This is a genomic window from Leptospira barantonii (genome assembly GCF_002811925.1).
Lineage (GTDB): Bacteria > Spirochaetota > Leptospiria > Leptospirales > Leptospiraceae > Leptospira > Leptospira barantonii.
Window position 1 is genome coordinate 283,637 of the sequence record NZ_NPDS01000002.1, and the last position, 17,929, is coordinate 301,565.

General features: G+C 45.5%; 22 protein-coding genes. 18 read left to right on the forward strand and 4 right to left on the reverse strand.

Annotated features, from left to right (window positions below; genetic code table 11):
• Nucleotides 1–25 precede the first annotated feature (25 nt).
• Together CH367_RS06035 and CH367_RS06040 are read right to left on the reverse strand one after the other, a co-directional pair.
• Entirely contained in the window at nt 26–1,315 is a 1,290-nt protein-coding gene (locus CH367_RS06035; protein ID WP_100761591.1) for a citrate synthase, read from the reverse strand.
• 136 nt (nt 1,316–1,451) lie between these two features.
• Nucleotides 1,452–3,701 carry a lytic transglycosylase domain-containing protein gene (locus CH367_RS06040; RefSeq protein ID WP_100761592.1) on the reverse strand — a complete coding sequence of 750 codons (2,250 nt, stop codon included), beginning with the start codon at nt 3,699–3,701 and terminating at the stop codon, nt 1,452–1,454.
• Between the two features lie 57 nt (nt 3,702–3,758).
• Between CH367_RS06040 and CH367_RS06045 the strand changes: the two genes are divergently transcribed.
• The 6 genes from CH367_RS06045 to CH367_RS06070 all read left to right on the forward strand — a co-directional run bounded on the left by CH367_RS06045 (nt 3,759) and on the right by CH367_RS06070 (nt 8,563).
• Nucleotides 3,759–5,090 (forward strand): tetratricopeptide repeat protein, encoded by a 1,332-nt coding sequence (locus CH367_RS06045; protein ID WP_100761593.1) that lies wholly within the window; start codon nt 3,759–3,761, stop codon nt 5,088–5,090.
• A 114-nt stretch (nt 5,091–5,204) separates the two neighbouring features.
• Nucleotides 5,205–5,972, forward strand: coding sequence for a hypothetical protein (locus CH367_RS06050; protein WP_100761594.1), 768 nt, complete (start codon nt 5,205–5,207; stop codon nt 5,970–5,972).
• Nucleotides 5,973–6,103: 131 nt separating this feature from the next.
• A complete protein-coding gene (locus tag CH367_RS06055; protein WP_100761595.1) occupies nt 6,104–6,547 on the forward strand; it encodes a bactofilin family protein in 444 nt (147 codons plus the stop codon).
• A gap of 70 nt (nt 6,548–6,617) precedes the next feature.
• On the forward strand, nt 6,618–7,598 hold the full coding sequence (locus tag CH367_RS06060) for a PdxA family dehydrogenase (protein WP_100761596.1): 981 nt from the start codon (nt 6,618–6,620) through the stop codon (nt 7,596–7,598).
• 1 nt (nt 7,599) lies between these two features.
• On the forward strand, nt 7,600–8,043 hold the full coding sequence (locus tag CH367_RS06065) for a hypothetical protein (protein WP_100761597.1): 444 nt from the start codon (nt 7,600–7,602) through the stop codon (nt 8,041–8,043).
• Between the two features lie 19 nt (nt 8,044–8,062).
• The gene (locus tag CH367_RS06070; RefSeq protein ID WP_100761598.1) at nt 8,063–8,563 is read left to right on the forward strand and encodes a tetratricopeptide repeat protein; all 501 of its coding nucleotides are present in this window, start codon (nt 8,063–8,065) and stop codon (nt 8,561–8,563) included.
• Nucleotides 8,564–8,588: 25 nt separating this feature from the next.
• Here CH367_RS06070 and CH367_RS06075 read toward each other — a convergent pair whose 3' ends face one another.
• Together CH367_RS06075 and CH367_RS06080 are read right to left on the reverse strand one after the other, a co-directional pair.
• Complete coding sequence (locus CH367_RS06075; protein WP_100761599.1) at nt 8,589–8,897, reverse strand: helix-turn-helix transcriptional regulator; 309 nt, start codon at nt 8,895–8,897, stop codon at nt 8,589–8,591.
• A gap of 224 nt (nt 8,898–9,121) precedes the next feature.
• Complete coding sequence (locus CH367_RS06080) at nt 9,122–10,147, reverse strand: MraY family glycosyltransferase (RefSeq protein ID WP_100761600.1); 1,026 nt, start codon at nt 10,145–10,147, stop codon at nt 9,122–9,124.
• Nucleotides 10,148–10,241: 94 nt separating this feature from the next.
• Here CH367_RS06080 and dapA point away from each other — a divergent pair, with 94 nt between their 5' ends.
• The 12 genes from dapA to frr are packed head-to-tail and all read left to right on the forward strand — an operon-like array spanning nt 10,242 to nt 17,908.
• Nucleotides 10,242–11,126, forward strand: coding sequence for a 4-hydroxy-tetrahydrodipicolinate synthase (dapA, locus tag CH367_RS06085; protein WP_100761601.1), 885 nt, complete (start codon nt 10,242–10,244; stop codon nt 11,124–11,126).
• Nucleotides 11,127–11,129: 3 nt separating this feature from the next.
• Complete coding sequence (gene dapB / locus CH367_RS06090) at nt 11,130–11,939, forward strand: 4-hydroxy-tetrahydrodipicolinate reductase (protein ID WP_100761602.1); 810 nt, start codon at nt 11,130–11,132, stop codon at nt 11,937–11,939.
• 16 nt (nt 11,940–11,955) lie between these two features.
• Nucleotides 11,956–12,780, forward strand: coding sequence for a diadenylate cyclase CdaA (gene cdaA, locus CH367_RS06095; RefSeq protein WP_100761603.1), 825 nt, complete (start codon nt 11,956–11,958; stop codon nt 12,778–12,780).
• A gap of 2 nt (nt 12,781–12,782) precedes the next feature.
• Nucleotides 12,783–13,838: a CdaR family protein gene (locus tag CH367_RS06100; RefSeq protein ID WP_100762068.1), complete on the forward strand. Its 1,056-nt coding sequence runs from the start codon at nt 12,783–12,785 to the stop codon at nt 13,836–13,838.
• On the forward strand, nt 13,835–14,215 hold the full coding sequence (gene acpS, locus CH367_RS06105; RefSeq protein ID WP_100761604.1) for a holo-ACP synthase: 381 nt from the start codon (nt 13,835–13,837) through the stop codon (nt 14,213–14,215). Before CH367_RS06100 ends, acpS begins: the two co-directional genes overlap by 4 nt.
• A 3-nt stretch (nt 14,216–14,218) precedes the next feature.
• Nucleotides 14,219–14,440, forward strand: coding sequence for a tetratricopeptide repeat protein (locus CH367_RS06110; RefSeq protein WP_100761605.1), 222 nt, complete (start codon nt 14,219–14,221; stop codon nt 14,438–14,440).
• Between the two features lie 8 nt (nt 14,441–14,448).
• Nucleotides 14,449–14,826, forward strand: a complete 378-nt coding sequence (locus CH367_RS06115; protein WP_100761606.1) for a bactofilin family protein — start codon at nt 14,449–14,451, stop codon at nt 14,824–14,826.
• 22 nt (nt 14,827–14,848) lie between these two features.
• On the forward strand, nt 14,849–15,109 hold the full coding sequence (locus CH367_RS06120) for a hypothetical protein (protein WP_100761607.1): 261 nt from the start codon (nt 14,849–14,851) through the stop codon (nt 15,107–15,109).
• Nucleotides 15,110–15,113: 4 nt separating this feature from the next.
• Nucleotides 15,114–16,004, forward strand: coding sequence for a 30S ribosomal protein S2 (gene rpsB / locus CH367_RS06125; protein WP_100761608.1), 891 nt, complete (start codon nt 15,114–15,116; stop codon nt 16,002–16,004).
• Nucleotides 16,005–16,017: 13 nt separating this feature from the next.
• Nucleotides 16,018–16,614: a translation elongation factor Ts gene (gene tsf, locus CH367_RS06130; RefSeq protein ID WP_100761609.1), complete on the forward strand. Its 597-nt coding sequence runs from the start codon at nt 16,018–16,020 to the stop codon at nt 16,612–16,614.
• A gap of 3 nt (nt 16,615–16,617) precedes the next feature.
• A complete protein-coding gene (pyrH, locus tag CH367_RS06135) occupies nt 16,618–17,364 on the forward strand; it encodes a UMP kinase (RefSeq protein WP_100761610.1) in 747 nt (248 codons plus the stop codon).
• Complete coding sequence (frr, locus tag CH367_RS06140) at nt 17,354–17,908, forward strand: ribosome recycling factor (RefSeq protein WP_100761611.1); 555 nt, start codon at nt 17,354–17,356, stop codon at nt 17,906–17,908. Before pyrH ends, frr begins: the two co-directional genes overlap by 11 nt.
• Nucleotides 17,909–17,929 lie beyond the last annotated feature (21 nt).

The following is a 17,929-nucleotide window of genomic DNA, read 5'->3' on the forward strand; positions in this document are numbered from 1 at the left end:
AACCGGAAGTTTTTTGAGGGAGAGTTCAGGCTTTTTTCTTGGCCTCTTTGTAAGATGTTTCCATCGCGCCTGTGTAGATCTGTCTCGGACGACCGATTTTCATATCGGTGGATTCGATCATTTCTTTCCACTGAGCGATCCAACCCGGAAGACGTCCCATCGCGAACATTACGGTAAACATATTCACCGGAATTCCGAGCGCGCGGTAGATGATACCGGAGTAGAAGTCCACGTTCGGATAAAGTTTTCTTTCCACGAAATAAGGATCGTGAAGAGCCGCTTCTTCGAGTTCTTTAGCGATATCTAATAAAGGATCTTGAACGCCGAGTCTTTTCAACACGCTGTCGCAAGCCTTTTTGATGATCTTCGCGCGAGGATCGAAATTCTTATAAACCCTGTGACCGAATCCGGAAAGACGGAAAGAATCGTTTTTGTCCTTCGCTTTTTCCACGATCTTCTTAACGGGAAGTCCGCTTGCTTGGATTTCTTGGAGCATCTCCAATACTTCTTGGTTCGCTCCACCGTGTCTTGGTCCCCAAAGCGCGCAGATTCCGGCCGAGATCGCGCCGTAAAGGTTCGCCAAAGAAGAACCCACCAAACGCACCGTAGACGTGGAACAGTTTTGTTCGTGATCCGCGTGCAGAATGAGAAGAAGGTTCAGAGCTTTTACGATTTCAGGATCGATCTTATATTCTTCGCTCGGAACGGAGAACATCATATTCATGAAGTTCGAACAATAGTCGAGGCTGTTCAAAGGATGAATCGTAGGTTGTCCGAGTGATTTTTTATACGCGAACGCCGCGATCGTAGGAAACTTCGCGAGAAGACGGATCATGGAGATATGTCTGTGTTCCGCGTTTTCAGGATCGTAAGAATCCTGATAGTAAGTGGAAAGAGAGCCGATCATCGAAGACATGATCGCCATCGGGTGACCGTCTTTCGGAAATCCGTTGTAAAGACGTTTGAGATCCTCGTGGATCAAAGTGTGCATGGTAAGTTCTTCGTTCCAGCGTTTGAGTTCCGCGTCGGAAGGAAGTTTTCCGTAGATCAATAGATAAGCGACTTCGGTGAACGTGGAATTTTCCGCGAGTTGTTCGATCGGAATTCCTCTGTATCTTAATATGCCGAGTTCTCCGTCGAGAAAGGTTACCGAGCTCGTGCAAGCTCCGGTGTTTAAGTATCCGTTGTCCAGGGTTACGTATCCCGTCTGCTGACGGAGTTTTGAAATATCGACTGCTTTTTCGTTTTCGGTGCCTACGATGATCGGGAGTTCGTATTCCTTCCCGTCGATCTTCAGAATTGCTACCTCGGCCATGTTTCTCTCCTAGAGTAGTGTTCGTTGTTTTCGCCGAATTTTAGGATAATCCGACGGCTAAAAAAATTGCGCTTAAAATCGTTTCAGATTCCTATCCTATTCTTTCCGTCAGATAGACAATCCAAAAAATCAAAATTTAAAGATTCTTATACTTCCGCAAGTTCTGATAGTTGTAATAGTTCGAACTTACGATTCTACAATAATCCCTAGGTTCCTTTATGGGGAGTTCTTCCAAGAAATGATTGAAGTCCCCGTGGTAATGATTTCGTTTCCATTTGCGAAGATTTCCCGGTCCACCGTTGTAGGCGATCGAAGCCCACTGAAGATTTCCGTTGGATGCGACTAGATAGCGCAAAAACCGCGCGCCCATTTCGATCGAAACCTCTGGATCAAAAAGAGAATAAGAATCCAGGTTCATTCTTTTGGCGAGTTCTCGTCCGGTGGGACCCATGATCTGCATCAAACCTCTCGCGTTCGAAACCGAGATCGCGTTTTCCTTAAAGAAGGATTCCTGACGCATGATCGCGTAGACGATGTCCTCTTCGATTCCCACGTTTTGAGAAATGGAAGCGACAAGTCCTCTGTGTGGTCTCGGATAAATTCTCCCCGCGAGTTTGGAGGGAAGAAGAATGACGTCGTCGCTGAGTTTTTCTTTTTTCATCAGCGCTCTTGTGTGAAAGACCGTGAGATAGGGAGTTCCGGTTTGTTCACCGAGCGCCGCGAGAATTTCTTCCTTTTCGGTTTCTCCGATTCCTTGTTGAACCTTATATCTCTGCACCAAAGAAAGAGCGTAGGCCATCTCGCCGACTTCCAGATATTCCTTTGCCGATTGCAGATAACGGTTCCCTCGAATTTTAGAATGGGCGCCGTCGATTCTAACGCCCAGTTGAAACGCCGCGGCCTGAGTCGCAAAGTCCAAATCTTTTCCGAGAATCTTTCCCGAAAGTTCGGGAATTCCCGCGGTCAAGGAAAGATATTCGAAAAGGCTGTCCTTGTTCCAAGTCGGATTGGAAGGAAGAGGAAACGCGGAGATCTCGTCTTGAAATTCTTCGCGGATTACGCGCGTATAATAAGAACCCGGAATATGTTTGTAATACGATTTGAGCCAGGTGTTGAGTTCTTCGGTTCTTCCGTTCTTCTTCAAAAAACGAAGATACCAATACACAAGTCTTCCTTTGACCGGAAGATCCGGAATTTTTCGAAGAGCGTCTTTCCAATAAGCGTCTCCTAAAAAGTTTTCGTGGTTTCCGGTGAGAAGATCGATCAGTTCGTCTTGTCGTATTAAATTCGTGGGACTTTTTTCCAAAGAGTCTATTAGATTTCTGAAATATAGATCTTTGTTCCCCTGTTTCTTATAAGCCCTTGCGTAACTGTAAAGAATCTCGTCGTTTTTTTCCGCGTTCGCGTCGTTTAACAAATCGAGGGCCTTTCCGGAAAAACTCTGATTCGTAAGTTCCCTCGACATGGCCGCGGTAAAATCGGGATTGGACTTTGCAAGCCCCGAATTTCTTCTAAAAAAGTTCGGAAGCGCCTCGGGTTCGTACGCGGCTAAAACGCGAGCCGTATTTCGAAAGGCTTCTCCCTTGGAAAAGGAAACCCGTTCCAAATCTCTGGAAGAGATCAGATGTTTTTTTTCGGAAACGTCCAAGTGAGGAAGAAAAAGCGCGGCGCGTTCCGGCGTCAGGGAAGAATAAAACGTATGACCTTTCCAAACCTGAAGGTCTTCGAGAATGAATTTTTTGACCGAGGAAAGAACGGAAGGATCTTCGAGGATCGAATAAAAGATCGATTCCGCTTTTTCGGTGTTCCCCGATTTATAAAGAGATTTCGCATAACGATACAAAATCATCGGGGAGAATATTTCGGCTTGTTCCCGATCCGAAAAACTTTTGGCGAAATCCAGACATTCCTGGATCATTCCCGCTTCGTAATAAATTTTAAAAATTTCGGAGATCGCGTTTTGACTGAGCGGATCGTTTTCCCTCGGAAATTTCTTGAGCAGGCCGATCAATTCTTCCTTGCCGAGAATTTTTCTATGAACCGTTTCCTCATAGAGTTTCCAGAGTGAAAGTCTTGTGATGACCGAGTTTCCGGGCAGGGGAGAATTCAGGATTTCCAAAAGATCCTGACGTCCCGGAGACGAAACCATTCTCCCTTTGAGAAGAGAAACCAGATACGAAAACTTTTTGTCCCGGCTTCCGTCCGGATGTTCCTCGTGATACCGAACCAGGGCGTAGACCTCGGATTCGGTTCCGGGATTGCGATCCCGAAAAATACGATGGATTTTTTGAAGACTGTAGGATTTGATCAGGTATTTGAGATCATCGTTTGCGTAAAGGTTGCCGAAAATGAAGAGGAGTAGGCTGGTTAGGGCGAATTTTTTCATTCGTATTCTTTACTTACCTTTTCGGCCTAAGGACTCAATCGCAAAAAGGAAATTCCAATGCAAATCCTGGAAAAAGAAAAAACGAACGATGTCTGGACCGAGTTTACTCTTTCTTCGCACGCGGAAAAAACTTCCGTGGAAGAGAGGATTCTTCCCGTTCTTTCCAAGAAAAAAAAATCGGAAGGACCCGCTCCCCGCAATCCTGAAATCATCCGTCTTAAATCCAAAATCCTGGAATATTTTTCGGGAGCGTTGAACCAGTTTCATTCTCCCTTTTCCAACATAAGAATCGATCTTCTCGGAGAATTCCGTTTTCATTCCGACGCGACTTCTCCTTTCGAAGAGGAAGGACTTTCCGAACGGGAAAAAAATCTTTTGAAGATTTTTTTCGAGGAACTTTTGGACAAGGCCTTGGAAGAACACCAAGCCGACCCCGAGGTTTTTCAGGTTTTGGAATCCTTTCTTCTGCACGAACAGGAACTCGACGAATATCAGGATCTGACCGGAGTATACGATCAGGATCTTCCGTTTATCGTGGAAGCGAAACAACTCCTCGCGCTTATGGGAAAAATTGAATATTCGGAATTTCTAAAGGACAAGGGAGAATCCCGTTTTCAAAAATACGGAGCGCTTTGGAAGTTCGGCGGCCTAAGCGTCGAAGACCGAGAAACGATTTATGATCTCGTCGTGACCGGACAAGAACCGGGTTTGCTCGGACTCGCTTGGCTTCTTTTTAAACACGAGACAACCGGTTTTAGAACCGTGTTTCCGATCGAAAGAAGAATTCTTACGATGATCGAAAGTCTGAACTCCGACGAAAAAGAATCCTTCTTTAAGGCGTATTCTTCCCGTCACGGTTATCTGGAGAACTACTTCGTATTAAAAAGAATCCGTCCACAGGAATACAGAAAGGCTTGGCTCGAAGGAGAAAAACAAAAGAACGGAAGATCGGTTCTTCTCGGTTCTCTTCAGGAAAATATTCTCGCGGGTCAGGACGAATCCTTAGAGAAACGTTATGCGATCTTGAAACAGAATCATCTTGTTTATACTTTAAGTCCTTTCGAACTTTTGATCCTTTTGAATTCCACCGAATCCTCGAACGTTCAAAAGGAAATCGGAGGAGTGGAAGAACGACTTCCCGATTCTTATCTGACAAGACGAGCACGCGCCGTGCTTCATTTTTTCAAAAAGGATTTCGAGAAATACCTGGAAGCCGCGGAACACTGCGGTCGTTTTCGATATTCTCCGGAGATGCTTTATCTGCAAGGTTTGTCCTTTGTGGAAATGGGCCGGACCGACGAAGGCCTCGGACTTTTGGAAAGTCTTCTGCTGAAGTTTCCTGATTCGGATTATCTCCGTTTGGTTTTGGAACGATATAAGAAGAATTGAAACCGTTGAAACACGAAGGAAACCCGGGAACTTCCCTTGACAGATCTTCGTCGAAAACGGAGAATTGAAGTCGATCGAAGTTTCCTAAAAAATTTAGGATCGTAAGAACAATCCATGGCAATCAGTCACGAACAAATTCTCGAGTTGCAGAAATACCAGAAGATGATCCATCAACTGGAAAAGATCGCAAAGGGATCGAAGAACGACGAACAACGTTATCGAGTTTCTCGGGATTTGGAAAAATACAAAACGAAGATGAAGGACATTTCTCCCGAAGGAATTCCGGACAACCTCGACGTGGCCGCCGAACAGATCAAACGATACAAAGACAATCCGAACGAATCCGGTCGTGTTCTCGCCAAATATCCGGTGATGAAAATTTCGCCGAACTCCAACGATCCCGAGGTCAATCAGATCGGAACCTGGATCAACGTGATGGACCGGGAATATCTTCCCGTATTAAACGAGACCCACGTACGTTTCGACTTCTCCCATACGAACGAAAAAGACGGCGTCGTGAAGTATATGGAGAATATCCGAAGAAACATCAAGGTTCTTACGGAAACCATCGAAGAATTTCACGCCGCCGAAAAACAGGAATTCAGGGAACAGCTCAGCAGAATGAAGAACAAACAAACCCGGATCTTCATCGCAGAAGCCTTCGAGATGTTCCAAAAATTCAACGAATTCTTAAATAAGGTCATCAAAGAGGCGAAGGAAGTCGGAGGTGTGATCATGAACTTGGAAGATTCGATCCGATTCAATCCGAGATTCGAAAGAGCCACCGAACTGGAAGGAAAGAGCATCATGGACGCTCTCAAGGAATTCCAGGAATTCACCGCCGAGGCTCTTGAACGAATCAACGTTCCGAATATTCGCTGATTTCCGAAGCTCTTGTCCTACTTGCGCCAATTTTCAAGACGAGGTCTTGAAAAATCCTTTTCCGTTTGGCGGGATCTGCATATTTAGTGATTTTAACTCCCTCCGAAAGGACATACAGGAAAGACAGGCGCATGGCACTCGTTAAAAATTCATCCGAAGTTACGAACTCCACCATCGGAGAAAATTCCTACTTCAGCGGAAAATTCTTTATCAACGGATCTCTTAAGATCGACGGAAAATTCGAAGGTAAGTCCTTACAAGCGGAACAGCTTTATATCGGCGTTACCGGTAAGGTAAAAACCAACATCACCGCCGCCAGCGTTATCATCGAAGGAATCGTAATCGGAAACATCACAGCAAGAAACAGAGTGATGCTTCTTCCTACTTCTAAAATTCTCGGGGACATCCGCACTCCGGAGTTGATCATCCAGAACGGAGTGATCCTCGAAGGACGTTGTATGATCTCCAACGACCTCAAACATTCCGCAAAAGATCTGATCGATCTCGAGTATTCCAAGGATTCTCTCAGCGTGGAAAAAATCTTCGGTAAACAATCCGGAACCACAAAAGAATAATCGAACTTTTTCTTTTCGGGGAAGAATTCACAAAGATCTTCTCCGAATCGAAAATCAAACTTCCGAAACAGTGAACCGGATCCTGATTACAGAAGGCGACCCTTGTGGAATCGGACCGGAGATCTTCCTCCATTCACTTTCTCTTTTAAAAAAAATCTCCAAAACAAGACCGATCGTTTACTTTCATTCGGGTAAGTTTCCGCTTCCGAAAGAATTCGTTTCGATCCAAACGGCGGGTGCGGTGGATACTGCGGATGCCGCCGAAACATCGTCTCAAATTTTGAAAAAGGGTTTGTTTGCGGTTTCGCATAACGCGCTTACCAAAAAAGAAACCGCTTCTCTGAAGTTCGGCAAACCGTCCGTATTATCCGGCAAGTCCGCCTTGGCTTCTCTTGCGCTCGCGGTGCAGTTTCAAAAAGAAGGGGGAGGGGATCTCATCACTCTTCCGCTCAGTAAGGAATGGGTGATCGCATCGGGGGCTTCTACCTTTCGCGGTCATACCGAATTCTTAGCCGAAGAATACAAAACGAAAACCTTCATGCTCATGTCCGGAAAGGATCTTCAGGTTCTTCCGTTGACGACTCACGTTCCTTTGGTGCGCGTTCCCGAGTTCTTGAAAGAAATCGATCTTGTTTCGCTTGCGGATTCCATTCTTTCCTGTGAGAAGATCGATCGTAAAAAACCGGTCGCATTTTTGGGTCTCAATCCTCACGCGGGAGAAGGGGGCAAGGTCGGAAAGGAAGAAGCCGAAATTCTCGAGCCTATGATCTCGTTTTTAAAAAAGAAGGGTTTGAAAGTGGAAGGTCCCTTGTCCGCCGATTCCATGTTTGGCGATTCCGCGAGAAAAAAATTCGGTCTTCATCTTGCTTGTTATCACGATCAAGGTTTGATTCCTTTTAAAATGTGGGAAGGAAAGAATGGGGTCAATCTGACTCTGGGTCTTCCGTTTATCCGGGTTTCTCCCGATCACGGAACCGCGTTTGATATCGCCGGGAAAGGGCTTGCAGATCCGGCCAGCTTTGTAGAATGTCTGCACCGAGTTGTGAGGTAGTATGCCTGGTCTTTTAGAACAAATCGTATTTCCGATTTTCCTTTTCTGGTTTTGCGGTCTGACCTTGGTTTTGTTCCGTTCGGACTTCGAGTTCGTCTGGAAAATCATTTTTGTTTTCGTTTTTATCTTTTACTTCTTTCAGTATTTTCCGGAGTTAAAGGCCAGTTACGAACGTTTGACTGCGAGTTATCCCGTGGAAATTCTTTCCTGGGTTTACGGAGTCGGTAAGGGTTTTTATTTTTTTCTATGGTTCTTATGGCCCGTGGCCTTGTTTCGGATTTTTTATTCCGCTTCTCCCCAGGTCAGCAAATCTCTTGCGAAGGCGCTTGTGAGTATGACTTTGATCTATTGGGGCGGTTTTATCCTCTACAATAACTTTTCTCCAGAAGTGGACGGTTTTTTAAATACAACCTTTTTGAAATTCTTGAAGTTTTCCACCAAGTAACTCCTGTCTAAAGTGTAGAATGAATCCACTCTATTTACAATCGTTCGGAGAATCGGAAGAAGCTAAGAAACATTTTTTAACCGCCTATGAATATCAAACCAAAGGCAATCTCAAGCTCGCTTCCAAACACTATAGAAAGTCCATCGCGGTTAAACCCACCGCCGAAGCGTGGACGTTCTTGGGTTGGTCCTATTCCCTTGCGGGAAAATTGGATCGTGCTATCGAATTCTGTAAAACCGCGATCGAGACGGATCCTACATTAGGAAATCCTTATAATGACATCGGGGTTTATCTGCTTCAGCAAAAACGATATCAGGACGCTCTTCCTTGGTTCGAGAAGGCGAAATCGGCTCCTCGTTACGAGGTTCCGGTTTATCCTTATTTCAATGCGGCTTCTTGTCTCGAGATTTTAGGTCATATCGAGCTGGCGCGTTTGGAATACGAAAAGGCCATTCAGATCCAGCCGAATTATCCGCCTGCCAATCTCGCCTTGAAGCGGATTTATATTCGTTACAACTGAGAATGTAGGATCTACTACATTCTCCTCAAAGACGATTCTGTTTTTTCTTTCGTTTGCCGCTCGCGGCCTTGAGAGTTTTTGATTTTCGATCCGTGGAATCGGCCTTTTCATCAAACTGAAAATAAAATTCGAAAGGTTTTCCGAAGATTTTAAAAAATCTCCAGAACTCGATTACGTCCAGACGGCGTTCGCCGGATTCGATTTTGGAAATGTAAGATTGCGGTTGGCCTAAAAGTTTCGCGACTTGGATCTGAGTCAGATCGGCGTCCTTTCTTGCCGCGATTAAATTTTTACAGAAAATTTTCGCTTCGGTTGAATAGAGGGATTTATACAAAACGAGATCATTCTACATTCTGAAATAGAATATACCAAAATCGGATATTTTACCGACCAAACAATCTGTATGCTAAGAATTTGAATACTCAATTCTCCGGAAAACAAGGAAGTTTATAGACTGAGGTTGAAATTGAAATCGGAACTTTATAGAATGAAACTCAACGTTCCGGAATGAGTTGCGAGTTGTAATTTGATTTCAGCAAGTCACAAAAATGATCCGATCTAAGAACGAATTTTGACTCGTTTCCAAATCACGAAATACGCCACGACGTAAACTCCCAAACAAATCCAGAACACAACACTTCCCGGAATTCCCGCGGCCCTGTGAAGACCGAAAAAAATCATCGCCGGAAGATTGCCTAACGTGAACGCGATTGAAACCAATCCTTTGCGCGGCGTCTTCACCGCGACGAGCTGATACAAATGTCTTCTGTGCGCTTTCAAAATATTCTCCCGATCCTTTAAACGCAGAAGAATCGTAATCACACCGTCGACAAAAAACACGGGAAGCAAAAAGAAAGCGGAGCTGATTTCGAACTGAACCCAATTCTTTTCATCGACATACAAAAGCGGAAGCACCGCGATCGCATAACCCAAGGGCAAGGATCCGGAATCTCCCATAAACAGATGGGCCTTGGGAAGATTGAAAATCAAAAATCCGAAAAGTCCGGCGCAGATCCAGATGTAAAACGTCGGAAGGTAAGAATGAAACAAAAACGAAAACGCAAATACGCCGAGTAAAAAATGAGAAACGAGATACGTATCGAGTCCGTCCATAAAATTGCAGACGTTTACGACAAACAAAACGTAGACGATCAGAACCGCCGTGGAAAGACCCGGAATTGCGTCGAGTTTGAACCCGAGCAAAGTGAAATTCACCGGAACATACAAAAAGAAAAAAATCAAAAAGACGATTTCTAAAAGCAAACGGATTCCCGCCCCGAGAGAAAGAAGATCGTCCGCGAGACCGATTACGAAAAAGAAAAGAAGACCCGCAAAAAAGAAGATCGTTTTTTCTTCCGCATTCTCGAAACCGCCAAACCAAACAAGGGCGATCGAAAAAACTCCGAGAAAGATCCAGATCCCTCCGGACTTTTTCGTAGTTCCGACGTGCATACTTCGTTCGTTCGAGACGTCGCTGATGCCGAACGTTTCCGACCTGAGATAAATCCAGGACAAAATCGCCGTGATGAAGAACAAAAGAACGGAAAGAATTCCCGGATTCCAGAAATGAGAGATTGGTTCCACTGGCATTCCAGGCTAGACGGAAGTTATCTCCCTGCAATCAGAAATCGAAATGATTTTGATTGCCAAATCCGGCTAAACTCGGGAACCTAACCTTATGTTCCAGGGCGTTTACACAGCAATCATCACACCTTTCAAAAACGGAAAAATCGACTACGACAGTTATTTCAAGCTTCTGGAAAAACAAATCAAGGCCGAGGTCAACGGAGTTGTTCCTTGTGGGACAACGGGAGAATCTCCGACGCTTTCCCATTCCGAACACGCGGAACTGATCCGCGAAACCGTGAAGGCCGTCAAAGGTCGGATTCAAGTTGTGGCGGGAACGGGTTCTAATTCGACAAGAGAAGCGATCGAACTCACGGAAGCCGCGTGTAAGGACGGGGTGGACGGAATTCTTTCCGTGAATCCGTACTACAACAAACCGACTCAAGAAGGACTTTTTCAACATTTCAAAGAAATCGCGGAACATTCTTCCGTGCCCGTGATGCTTTATAACATTCCGGGAAGAACCGGCGTGAATGTTCTTCCCGAAACCGTACTTAGACTCAGCGAAGTAAAACACATTCGTTCGATGAAGGAAGCGACCGGGGATTTGGGTCAGATGTCCAAACTCATTTCACTCGTGGGTCACAAGATGACCGTTCTTTCCGGGGACGACAATTTAACCCTTCCTCTTATGGCCGTCGGTGGAGTGGGGGTTGTGTCGGTGGTTTCCAATTTATTTCCGAAGGCGCTTGTACAACTTGTCAACGCGTTTCATGCAGGTAATCTCGCGGAAGCCAAAAGAATTCATTACGATTTTATCGACATATTTTCGCTCGCGTTTATGGAAACCAATCCGATTCCGATCAAGGCCGCGATGAGTTGGTTCGGACATTGTTCTCCCGAAATTCGTCTTCCGATGACTCCACTTTCGCAGAATGAAACGAGCGCGAAATTTAAAAAGATCCTCGAAGGTCTGATCTCAAAAGGATACGAATAAGAAATGTCGGAACAAAAGTTTCAGATCGCTCTCATCGGAGGATCGGGAAGAATGGGTCGCGCCATCATCACCGTTCTTTCTTCGTCGAATAAATCCTCTCTTTCCTCCGCGGTCGTAAGCGGAGGTTCCGTGTTTCACGGAATGGATTCCGGTTTGCATTCCGGAATCAAACAAAACGGAGTGAACTTTACTTCCGACATAGAATCCGCGATCAAAGGTGCGGATTGTGTCATCGACTTCAGCACACATCAGAACTTGGATTTGACCCTCAAAGCCTGCGTTTCTTTGAAAAAACCGGTGGTCGTAGGAACGACCGGGCTTACCGAACTGCAAAAGGATTCCTTGAAAGTCGCGTCGAAGGAAATCGCGATCGTATATTCTCCAAACATGTCGATCGGCGTGAACTTGTTGTTCAAGTTAACCGAAATCGCGGCCAAGGTTATGGGAGAAATCTCGGACATAGAAATCCAAGACATCCATCATCGTCATAAAAAAGATTCTCCGTCGGGAACCGCCGAGAAGTTAAAGAACATCCTTCTGGAAACGTTAGGCAGAACCGAGAAGAACGTGGTTCACGGACGACACGGAATTCTAAAAGAAAGGGACCCGAAAGAAATCGGAATTCATACTCTGCGTGCGGGAGAAGTGATCGGAGATCATACCGTTTATTTTTTCACTCCCGAAGAAAGAATCGAAATCACACACAAGGCTCAGGACCGCAAAACATTCGCGGTCGGATCGGTGCACGCGGCCGAATTTTTAGTGGGACGTAAACCCGGACTTTACGATATGTTTGCCGTATTAGGATTGTAAGAAAGGGAGAATCGATTTGTTTTTTTTCAAGAACATATCTCTCTTTCCCCTCGGTAAAAACCCTTTTATTATCATCGTAGACGTAATCATCGTCAGCGTTTTAATCTATCAATTTTATACCACGATTCGAAGAACCAGAGGGATTCAACTTTTACTCGGGGTCGCTCTCATCTGGCTTCTCGGGATTTTTGCGAGTTACTTCGAACTCGAACTTCTGGATTGGATCATAGAAAACATCCGCCCGGCGCTCGTGTTCGCGATTATCGTTCTTCTTCAACCGGAACTTAGAAAGATCACGGCGGATCTTTCTCGGATGAAAATCTTTCAGCCCTTTCTTTTGAAACAGATGACCGACTTGGAAGAAATTTCCGAGGCCGTAAAGATCTTGGCGAAAAACAAAACCGGATCGCTCATCGCGATCGTCCGAGAAAACAGCCTGAAAGAAATCATCGATCAATCCGTACAGCTCGACGCGATCATTTCCACGAGTTTGCTTTTGACGATCTTCAAAAAAAATTCGGCGCTCCACGACGGAGCGGTCATCATAGAACAAAACAGAATCGCGTGCGCCGGTGCATTCTTACCCATGACTCAAAACTTGGACGACGCGAGAATGGGCGCAAGACACAGAGCGGCCATAGGAATTTCGGAAGAATCGGATTCGATCGTAATCGTAACCTCCGAGGAAACCGGAGAAATTTCGGTATGTTATGACGGTGAGATCACACATCCCGTAAAACCGATCGAGTTGAAAAACCTCGTAACTACGATCCTTCAGAAAAAAGATACCGGCTCCGAAAAACACAATTCTTCTTCGGAAGAAAAAACGGGTGAACGATGATGTTGAAACGAATTTTCAACAACTGGCAGGCCAAACTCGGATCTTTGATCCTTGCGATCGTATTCTATGTTAATTTACAAAATTCTAAAATACTCGTAAAAGAAATTCACGTTCCCGTGGAATATCCGAAACTCAGCGGTTCTTTGAACGTGTCCAGACTTTCGGACAAAACCGTTCCGGTAAAAGTGGAAGGTGTGCGCGAATACGTGAATTATTATTCTCAGTTTATGAAGGCGCACGTCAACGCGAGCGAACTCAAAGCGGGGGAGAATCTTGTTTCCGTTTATAGAATTTCCGGGGCTCCCGCCGGTTTGCGAATCACCAAACTCAAGGACAAGGTGAAGATCATCGTGGAATCGACTTCGGGAAGAACGCTTCCGATCGACGTTCGATTCACGGGGGATCTTCCGCCTAACTACGTCAAGACGAGCCATTTCGTTTCTCCTTCGGTGCTTCACGTGAGCGGACCTCCTGGAATTTTGGACGATCTCGGAAAAATCAACATTCCTCCGATTTCTCTCAAGGACAAAACGGAATCCTTTACGATCAAACACAAACTGCCCGAATTTCCGGCAACGGTTCGAGTTCGAGACAACGTAAAAGAAGTTACGGTTCGGGTGAACGTATTCGCAAGCGCGTCTAACGCGGGCGAAACTCTTTTACTCGGAATTCCGATCAAATGTCAAAGTTTGGATAAGAATCTCGAAGCGGAATTTTCCGAGCCCGAGGTTTCGGTCAAACTTCAATCCAAAACCCCTCTGAAAAGTATCCAAGTCATCAAAGGACTTTCGGCGAGCGTGGTCTGTTCTCATAAATACGATCCTAAGACAAAAAAGATTCTTCCCGATAACAAACCCGCGTTTGCGAAGATTCGTCTAAACAAGGCGCCTTCTTTGAAAGCGGTGGACATTCTCGGAGTTTTTCCGGATCGGATTTCCATTCTTTATAAGATCAAACCCGATCAGAATAAATCCGGAAGCGGGGAAGAATCGGATACGGGAGACGAGGAGAATACGATCGAACCGGATTCCAATCCGGAACTGATCGAGGAAGAATGAAGATTTCCGTAGGCAACGATATCGTAGAAAATTCAAGAATCCGGGACCTTTTGGAAAAACACGGAGAACGTTTTTTAAAACGGGTTTTTTCCGAATCCGAACGGGAATACTGTTCCAATCGAAAAGATCCGATTCCTCATCTAAGCGGAAGGTTCTGCGTCAAGGAAGCGTTCATCAAGGCGATCGAACCGGGAGACAAGGTCATTCTCGACATGAGGGAAATCGAACTTTTCGGAAAGGAATTCGGAAAAAAAGAATTGGTACTCCATGGAAAATCCAAAGAATTGTTTCTTACCAAAGGTTACAGCGGTTGTTCGGTTTCGATCAGCCACGCTGAGAACTATTCGACCGCAGTCGTGGTGCTTTATAAGGAGTGAACGATGATCTCGGAAACAATGAAACAGACCATTCAGTTTTACAACGAGGGTTTGAGTTTATACAAAGTCAGAAAGTTTACGGAAGCCTTAGAAAAATTTAAAAAGGCCAGCGAGTTGACTCCGGACGACGGGCCGTCCAAAAAATACATCGGCCGATGCCAGGCATTTATCGCAACTCCTCCTCCCGAAGACTGGGACGGAGTTTTTGAAATGAAAACGAAATAAGAGAATCCATGTCCAAAAAACCCGCAACCAGAACCGCTCGTCCCATCACGGAATACGGAGCAATTTCCACCGTTCTCGGAAGAGAAACTTCCTTTTCCGGAATTTTAAACTTCCAAAAGCCCCTTGAAATCTCCGGAGAGTTTCAAGGCGAGATCGAATCCGAAGGATTCCTCCTTGTAAGCGAGGGCGCTAAGGTCCGCGCGAACATCAAAGCCGGCACCGTGATCGTAGGCGGAGAAATTACCGGAAACGTAATCGCGACCCAAAAGCTCGAAATGCTCGCGACCGGAAAGGTAAACGGAAATATCAAAACTTCCAAACTACAAATTGCAGACGGAGTGATCTTTGACGGGAACTGTGAAATGATCCAGCCCAATAAAGATTGACCCACGCTTAAACCAGTAAAAAGTGGTATCTGCTAACCCGAAAAAGCCTACGGACAGGGCTGAGATAGGCAAAATAGCCCTCATTCTGCTCCTTGGTTTTTTCGCAGGAGCCGTGACGGGAGTCATTCTCGATCGCCTAACCGGCGTTTCTTTTTTCTCTTCCTATCTGCTCCAAGAAGCAATCAAATTAGAACTCTACGTAATCAAGGTCGAGATACAATTTACCCCTGCTAGTCTTATGGGACTCGTAGCGACGTTGTATTTCGTACTAAAAAAGGGGTAAAACAATGTCAGTGATTTCAATGAAAAACCTTCTGGAAACCGGAGTACACTTCGGACACCAGACTCGCAAATGGAATCCCAAAATGGCGCCGTATGTTTTTACGGCAAGAAACGGGATTCACATCATCGATCTTCAAAAGACCGTTCAAAAAGCGAAAGAAGCTTACGACGCTCTGAAGAAGCAAACTTCCGACGGAAAGAAAGTTCTCTTTGTCGGAACAAAGAAACAAGCGAGAGGCGCGATCGAAAGAGAAGCGATCCGCTCCAATATGTTCTTTATCAATAACCGTTGGCCGGGTGGTCTTCTTACAAACTGGAACACAGTTAAGAAGAGTATCGCACGTCTGAAAAAACTCGAAGGTATGGAAGCCGATAACAGCTTCGAGAAAGAAGTAAAAACTAAAAAAGAAGTTCTTACCCTGAGAAGAGAGTTGGAAAAACTCCGCAAAACTCTCGGCGGGATCAAGGACATGGCTACCATCCCTGAAATTATGTTTGTGATCGATCCTAAAAAGGAAGAGATCGCAGTGAAAGAAGCCCGCAAACTCGGTCTTACCATCTTCGCAGTGGTTGATACCAACTGTGACCCTGAGCTGATCGATTATCCGATTCCGGGTAACGACGACGCGATCCGCGCGATTTCCCTATTCCTCGAAACCATGTCTAACGCGGTGATCGAAGGAACCGGCGGAGTCGTGGAACAACCAAGATTCAGCGAAGACTTAGATTCCGAAGCTCTGGCTCTGGAATACCAAGGTGAGTATGATGAAAGCGGTAAGTTCATTATGGACGAAGACGCGGACGCTAAAAAAGCCAAAGCCGCGGCAGAAGAAGCCGCTAAAGCGGCGGCAGAGGCTGGCGCCAGCACCACTGTAGAAGTGGATAAAAAAGATTAAGGGATTTTTTGCAATGGCAGTAACCACAGATTTAATCAGAGAACTCAGAGAGAGAACCAGCGCAGGGATGATGGACTGCAAAAAGGCTCTCGAAGAAAACAACGCGGATATCGAAAAGGCGATCACTTGGCTTCGTGAAAAAGGGATCGCTAAAGCCGCTAAAAAAGCGGGAAGAGAAACCAAAGAAGGTAGAGTAGTTTCCTACATTCACGGTAACGGAAAAATCGGAGTTCTTGTCGAACTGAACTCCGAAACCGACTTCGTTTCTAAAAACGAAGACTTCGAAGCTCTTGGAAAAGAAATCTGCATGCAGATCGCGGCGATGAATCCTCTTTATCTCAACGAAGAATCCATTCCTGCGGAAGATCTGGAAAAGGAAAAAGGAATCATGAGAGCTCAGCTGGAAGCGGAAGGCAAGAAAGCGGAGCAAATCGAAAAGATTCTTCCCGGAAAGATCAAGAAATACATTTCCGAGGCTTGTCTCGTAAATCAGTCCTTCTTCAAAGACGATTCCAAAACCATCGACGACCTAGTAAAGGAAGCGATTGCGAAATTCGGTGAGAATATCATTCTCGCTCGTTTCGTCCGCTTTCAGGTGGGTGGACTCTAAGTTTTGGGAACGGAAGCGAAGTATAAGAGAATTCTAATCAAGCTCTCCGGAGAGGCTCTCGCCGGAGAGGGAGAATTCGGGATCGATACCAACAAGGCCCATTCTCTCGCGGAAGAAATTAAAGAAGTTCACGACCTCGGAGTGGAAATCGCTCTTGTGGTCGGGGGCGGAAACATCATTCGCGGAACGAATCTCGCAAAAGCGGGAATCGATCGCGCGACCGCCGACTACATGGGAATGTTGGCGACCATTCAGAACGCTCTCGCTCTTCAAGACGCCTGCGAAAAAAAAGGACTTTATACAAGAGTTCAATCGGCGATCGAAATCAATTCCATCGCGGAAAGTTACATTCGCAGACGCGCCGTTCGTCACCTTGAAAAAAGAAGAATCGTGATCTTTGCCGGAGGAACCGGTAACCCTTATTTCACAACGGATACGACCGCAAGTCTTAGAGCAGTCGAAGTAGGTTGTGACGTGATTCTCAAAGCGACGAAAGTCGACGGGGTTTACACCGCGGATCCTAAAAAAGATACTACGGCTCAACGTTATTCTCAGATTTCATTTATGGAATCCATCAATCGCAGATTGAAGGTTATGGATTCCACCGCTCTCAGTTTGTGTATGGAAAACAACATGTCCATCATCGTTTTCGATATTTTTAAACGCGGGAACCTCAAATACCTGATTACCGGAAACAACATCGGAACCCTGATCTCTAACTCGGAGGACATTCAAATCGATGGCAAGTGAAGAAATCATTTCTGGAATGAAGACCAAGATGGATAAAACCATCGACCTCGTGAAAAAAGATTTCGGGACCATTCGTACCGGAAGAGCGAATCCTTCTCTCGTGGAAGACATTCGAGTCGACTACTACGGAACCTTAACTCCGATCAATCAGCTTGGAAACATCTCCGTTCCCGAGCCGAGAATTCTCGTGATTTCCCCGTACGATAAGGGAGTCATGAAGGATATCGAAAAAGCGATCCAGACTTCCGGTCTCGGCTTACAACCGTCTAACGACGGTGTGGTGATTCGTATCATCATTCCCGAGTTAACCGGTGAACGACGCAAAGAACTTGCAAAAGTCGTAAAGTCCAAGTCCGAAGAGAAAAAAGTCGCGATTCGTAACATCCGCAGAGACGCGATGGAAGATCTTAAAAAACATACCGAAGGTATGTCTAAAGACGAGATTCAAACCGTTCAGGATCAGATTCAAAAAATCACGGATTCTTATGTGGATAAAATTTCCGCTCTGACTGCAGAGAAGGAAAAGGAAATCACTACGATCTAACGTGGGCTTGTTCGAGTCCAA

Excerpts from the sequence above, each read along its gene's own strand:
- CH367_RS06070 (WP_100761598.1), top strand. The coding sequence starts at position 8,063 with ATGAATCCACTCTATTTACAATCGTTCGGAGAATCGGAAGAAGCTAAG.
- dapB (WP_100761602.1), top strand. The coding sequence starts at position 11,130 with ATGTCGGAACAAAAGTTTCAGATCGCTCTCATCGGAGGATCGGGAAGA.
- CH367_RS06040 (WP_100761592.1), bottom strand. The coding sequence starts at position 3,701 with ATGAAAAAATTCGCCCTAACCAGCCTACTCCTCTTCATTTTCGGCAAC.
- CH367_RS06035 (WP_100761591.1), bottom strand. The coding sequence starts at position 1,315 with ATGGCCGAGGTAGCAATTCTGAAGATCGACGGGAAGGAATACGAACTC.
- tsf (WP_100761609.1), top strand. The coding sequence starts at position 16,018 with ATGGCAGTAACCACAGATTTAATCAGAGAACTCAGAGAGAGAACCAGC.
- CH367_RS06045 (WP_100761593.1), top strand. The coding sequence starts at position 3,759 with ATGCAAATCCTGGAAAAAGAAAAAACGAACGATGTCTGGACCGAGTTT.
- dapA (WP_100761601.1), top strand. The coding sequence starts at position 10,242 with ATGTTCCAGGGCGTTTACACAGCAATCATCACACCTTTCAAAAACGGA.
- CH367_RS06050 (WP_100761594.1), top strand. The coding sequence starts at position 5,205 with ATGGCAATCAGTCACGAACAAATTCTCGAGTTGCAGAAATACCAGAAG.
- acpS (WP_100761604.1), top strand. The coding sequence starts at position 13,835 with ATGAAGATTTCCGTAGGCAACGATATCGTAGAAAATTCAAGAATCCGG.
- CH367_RS06115 (WP_100761606.1), top strand. The coding sequence starts at position 14,449 with ATGTCCAAAAAACCCGCAACCAGAACCGCTCGTCCCATCACGGAATAC.
- CH367_RS06055 (WP_100761595.1), top strand. The coding sequence starts at position 6,104 with ATGGCACTCGTTAAAAATTCATCCGAAGTTACGAACTCCACCATCGGA.
- CH367_RS06110 (WP_100761605.1), top strand. The coding sequence starts at position 14,219 with ATGATCTCGGAAACAATGAAACAGACCATTCAGTTTTACAACGAGGGT.
- CH367_RS06065 (WP_100761597.1), top strand. The coding sequence starts at position 7,600 with ATGCCTGGTCTTTTAGAACAAATCGTATTTCCGATTTTCCTTTTCTGG.
- rpsB (WP_100761608.1), top strand. The coding sequence starts at position 15,114 with ATGTCAGTGATTTCAATGAAAAACCTTCTGGAAACCGGAGTACACTTC.
- frr (WP_100761611.1), top strand. The coding sequence starts at position 17,354 with ATGGCAAGTGAAGAAATCATTTCTGGAATGAAGACCAAGATGGATAAA.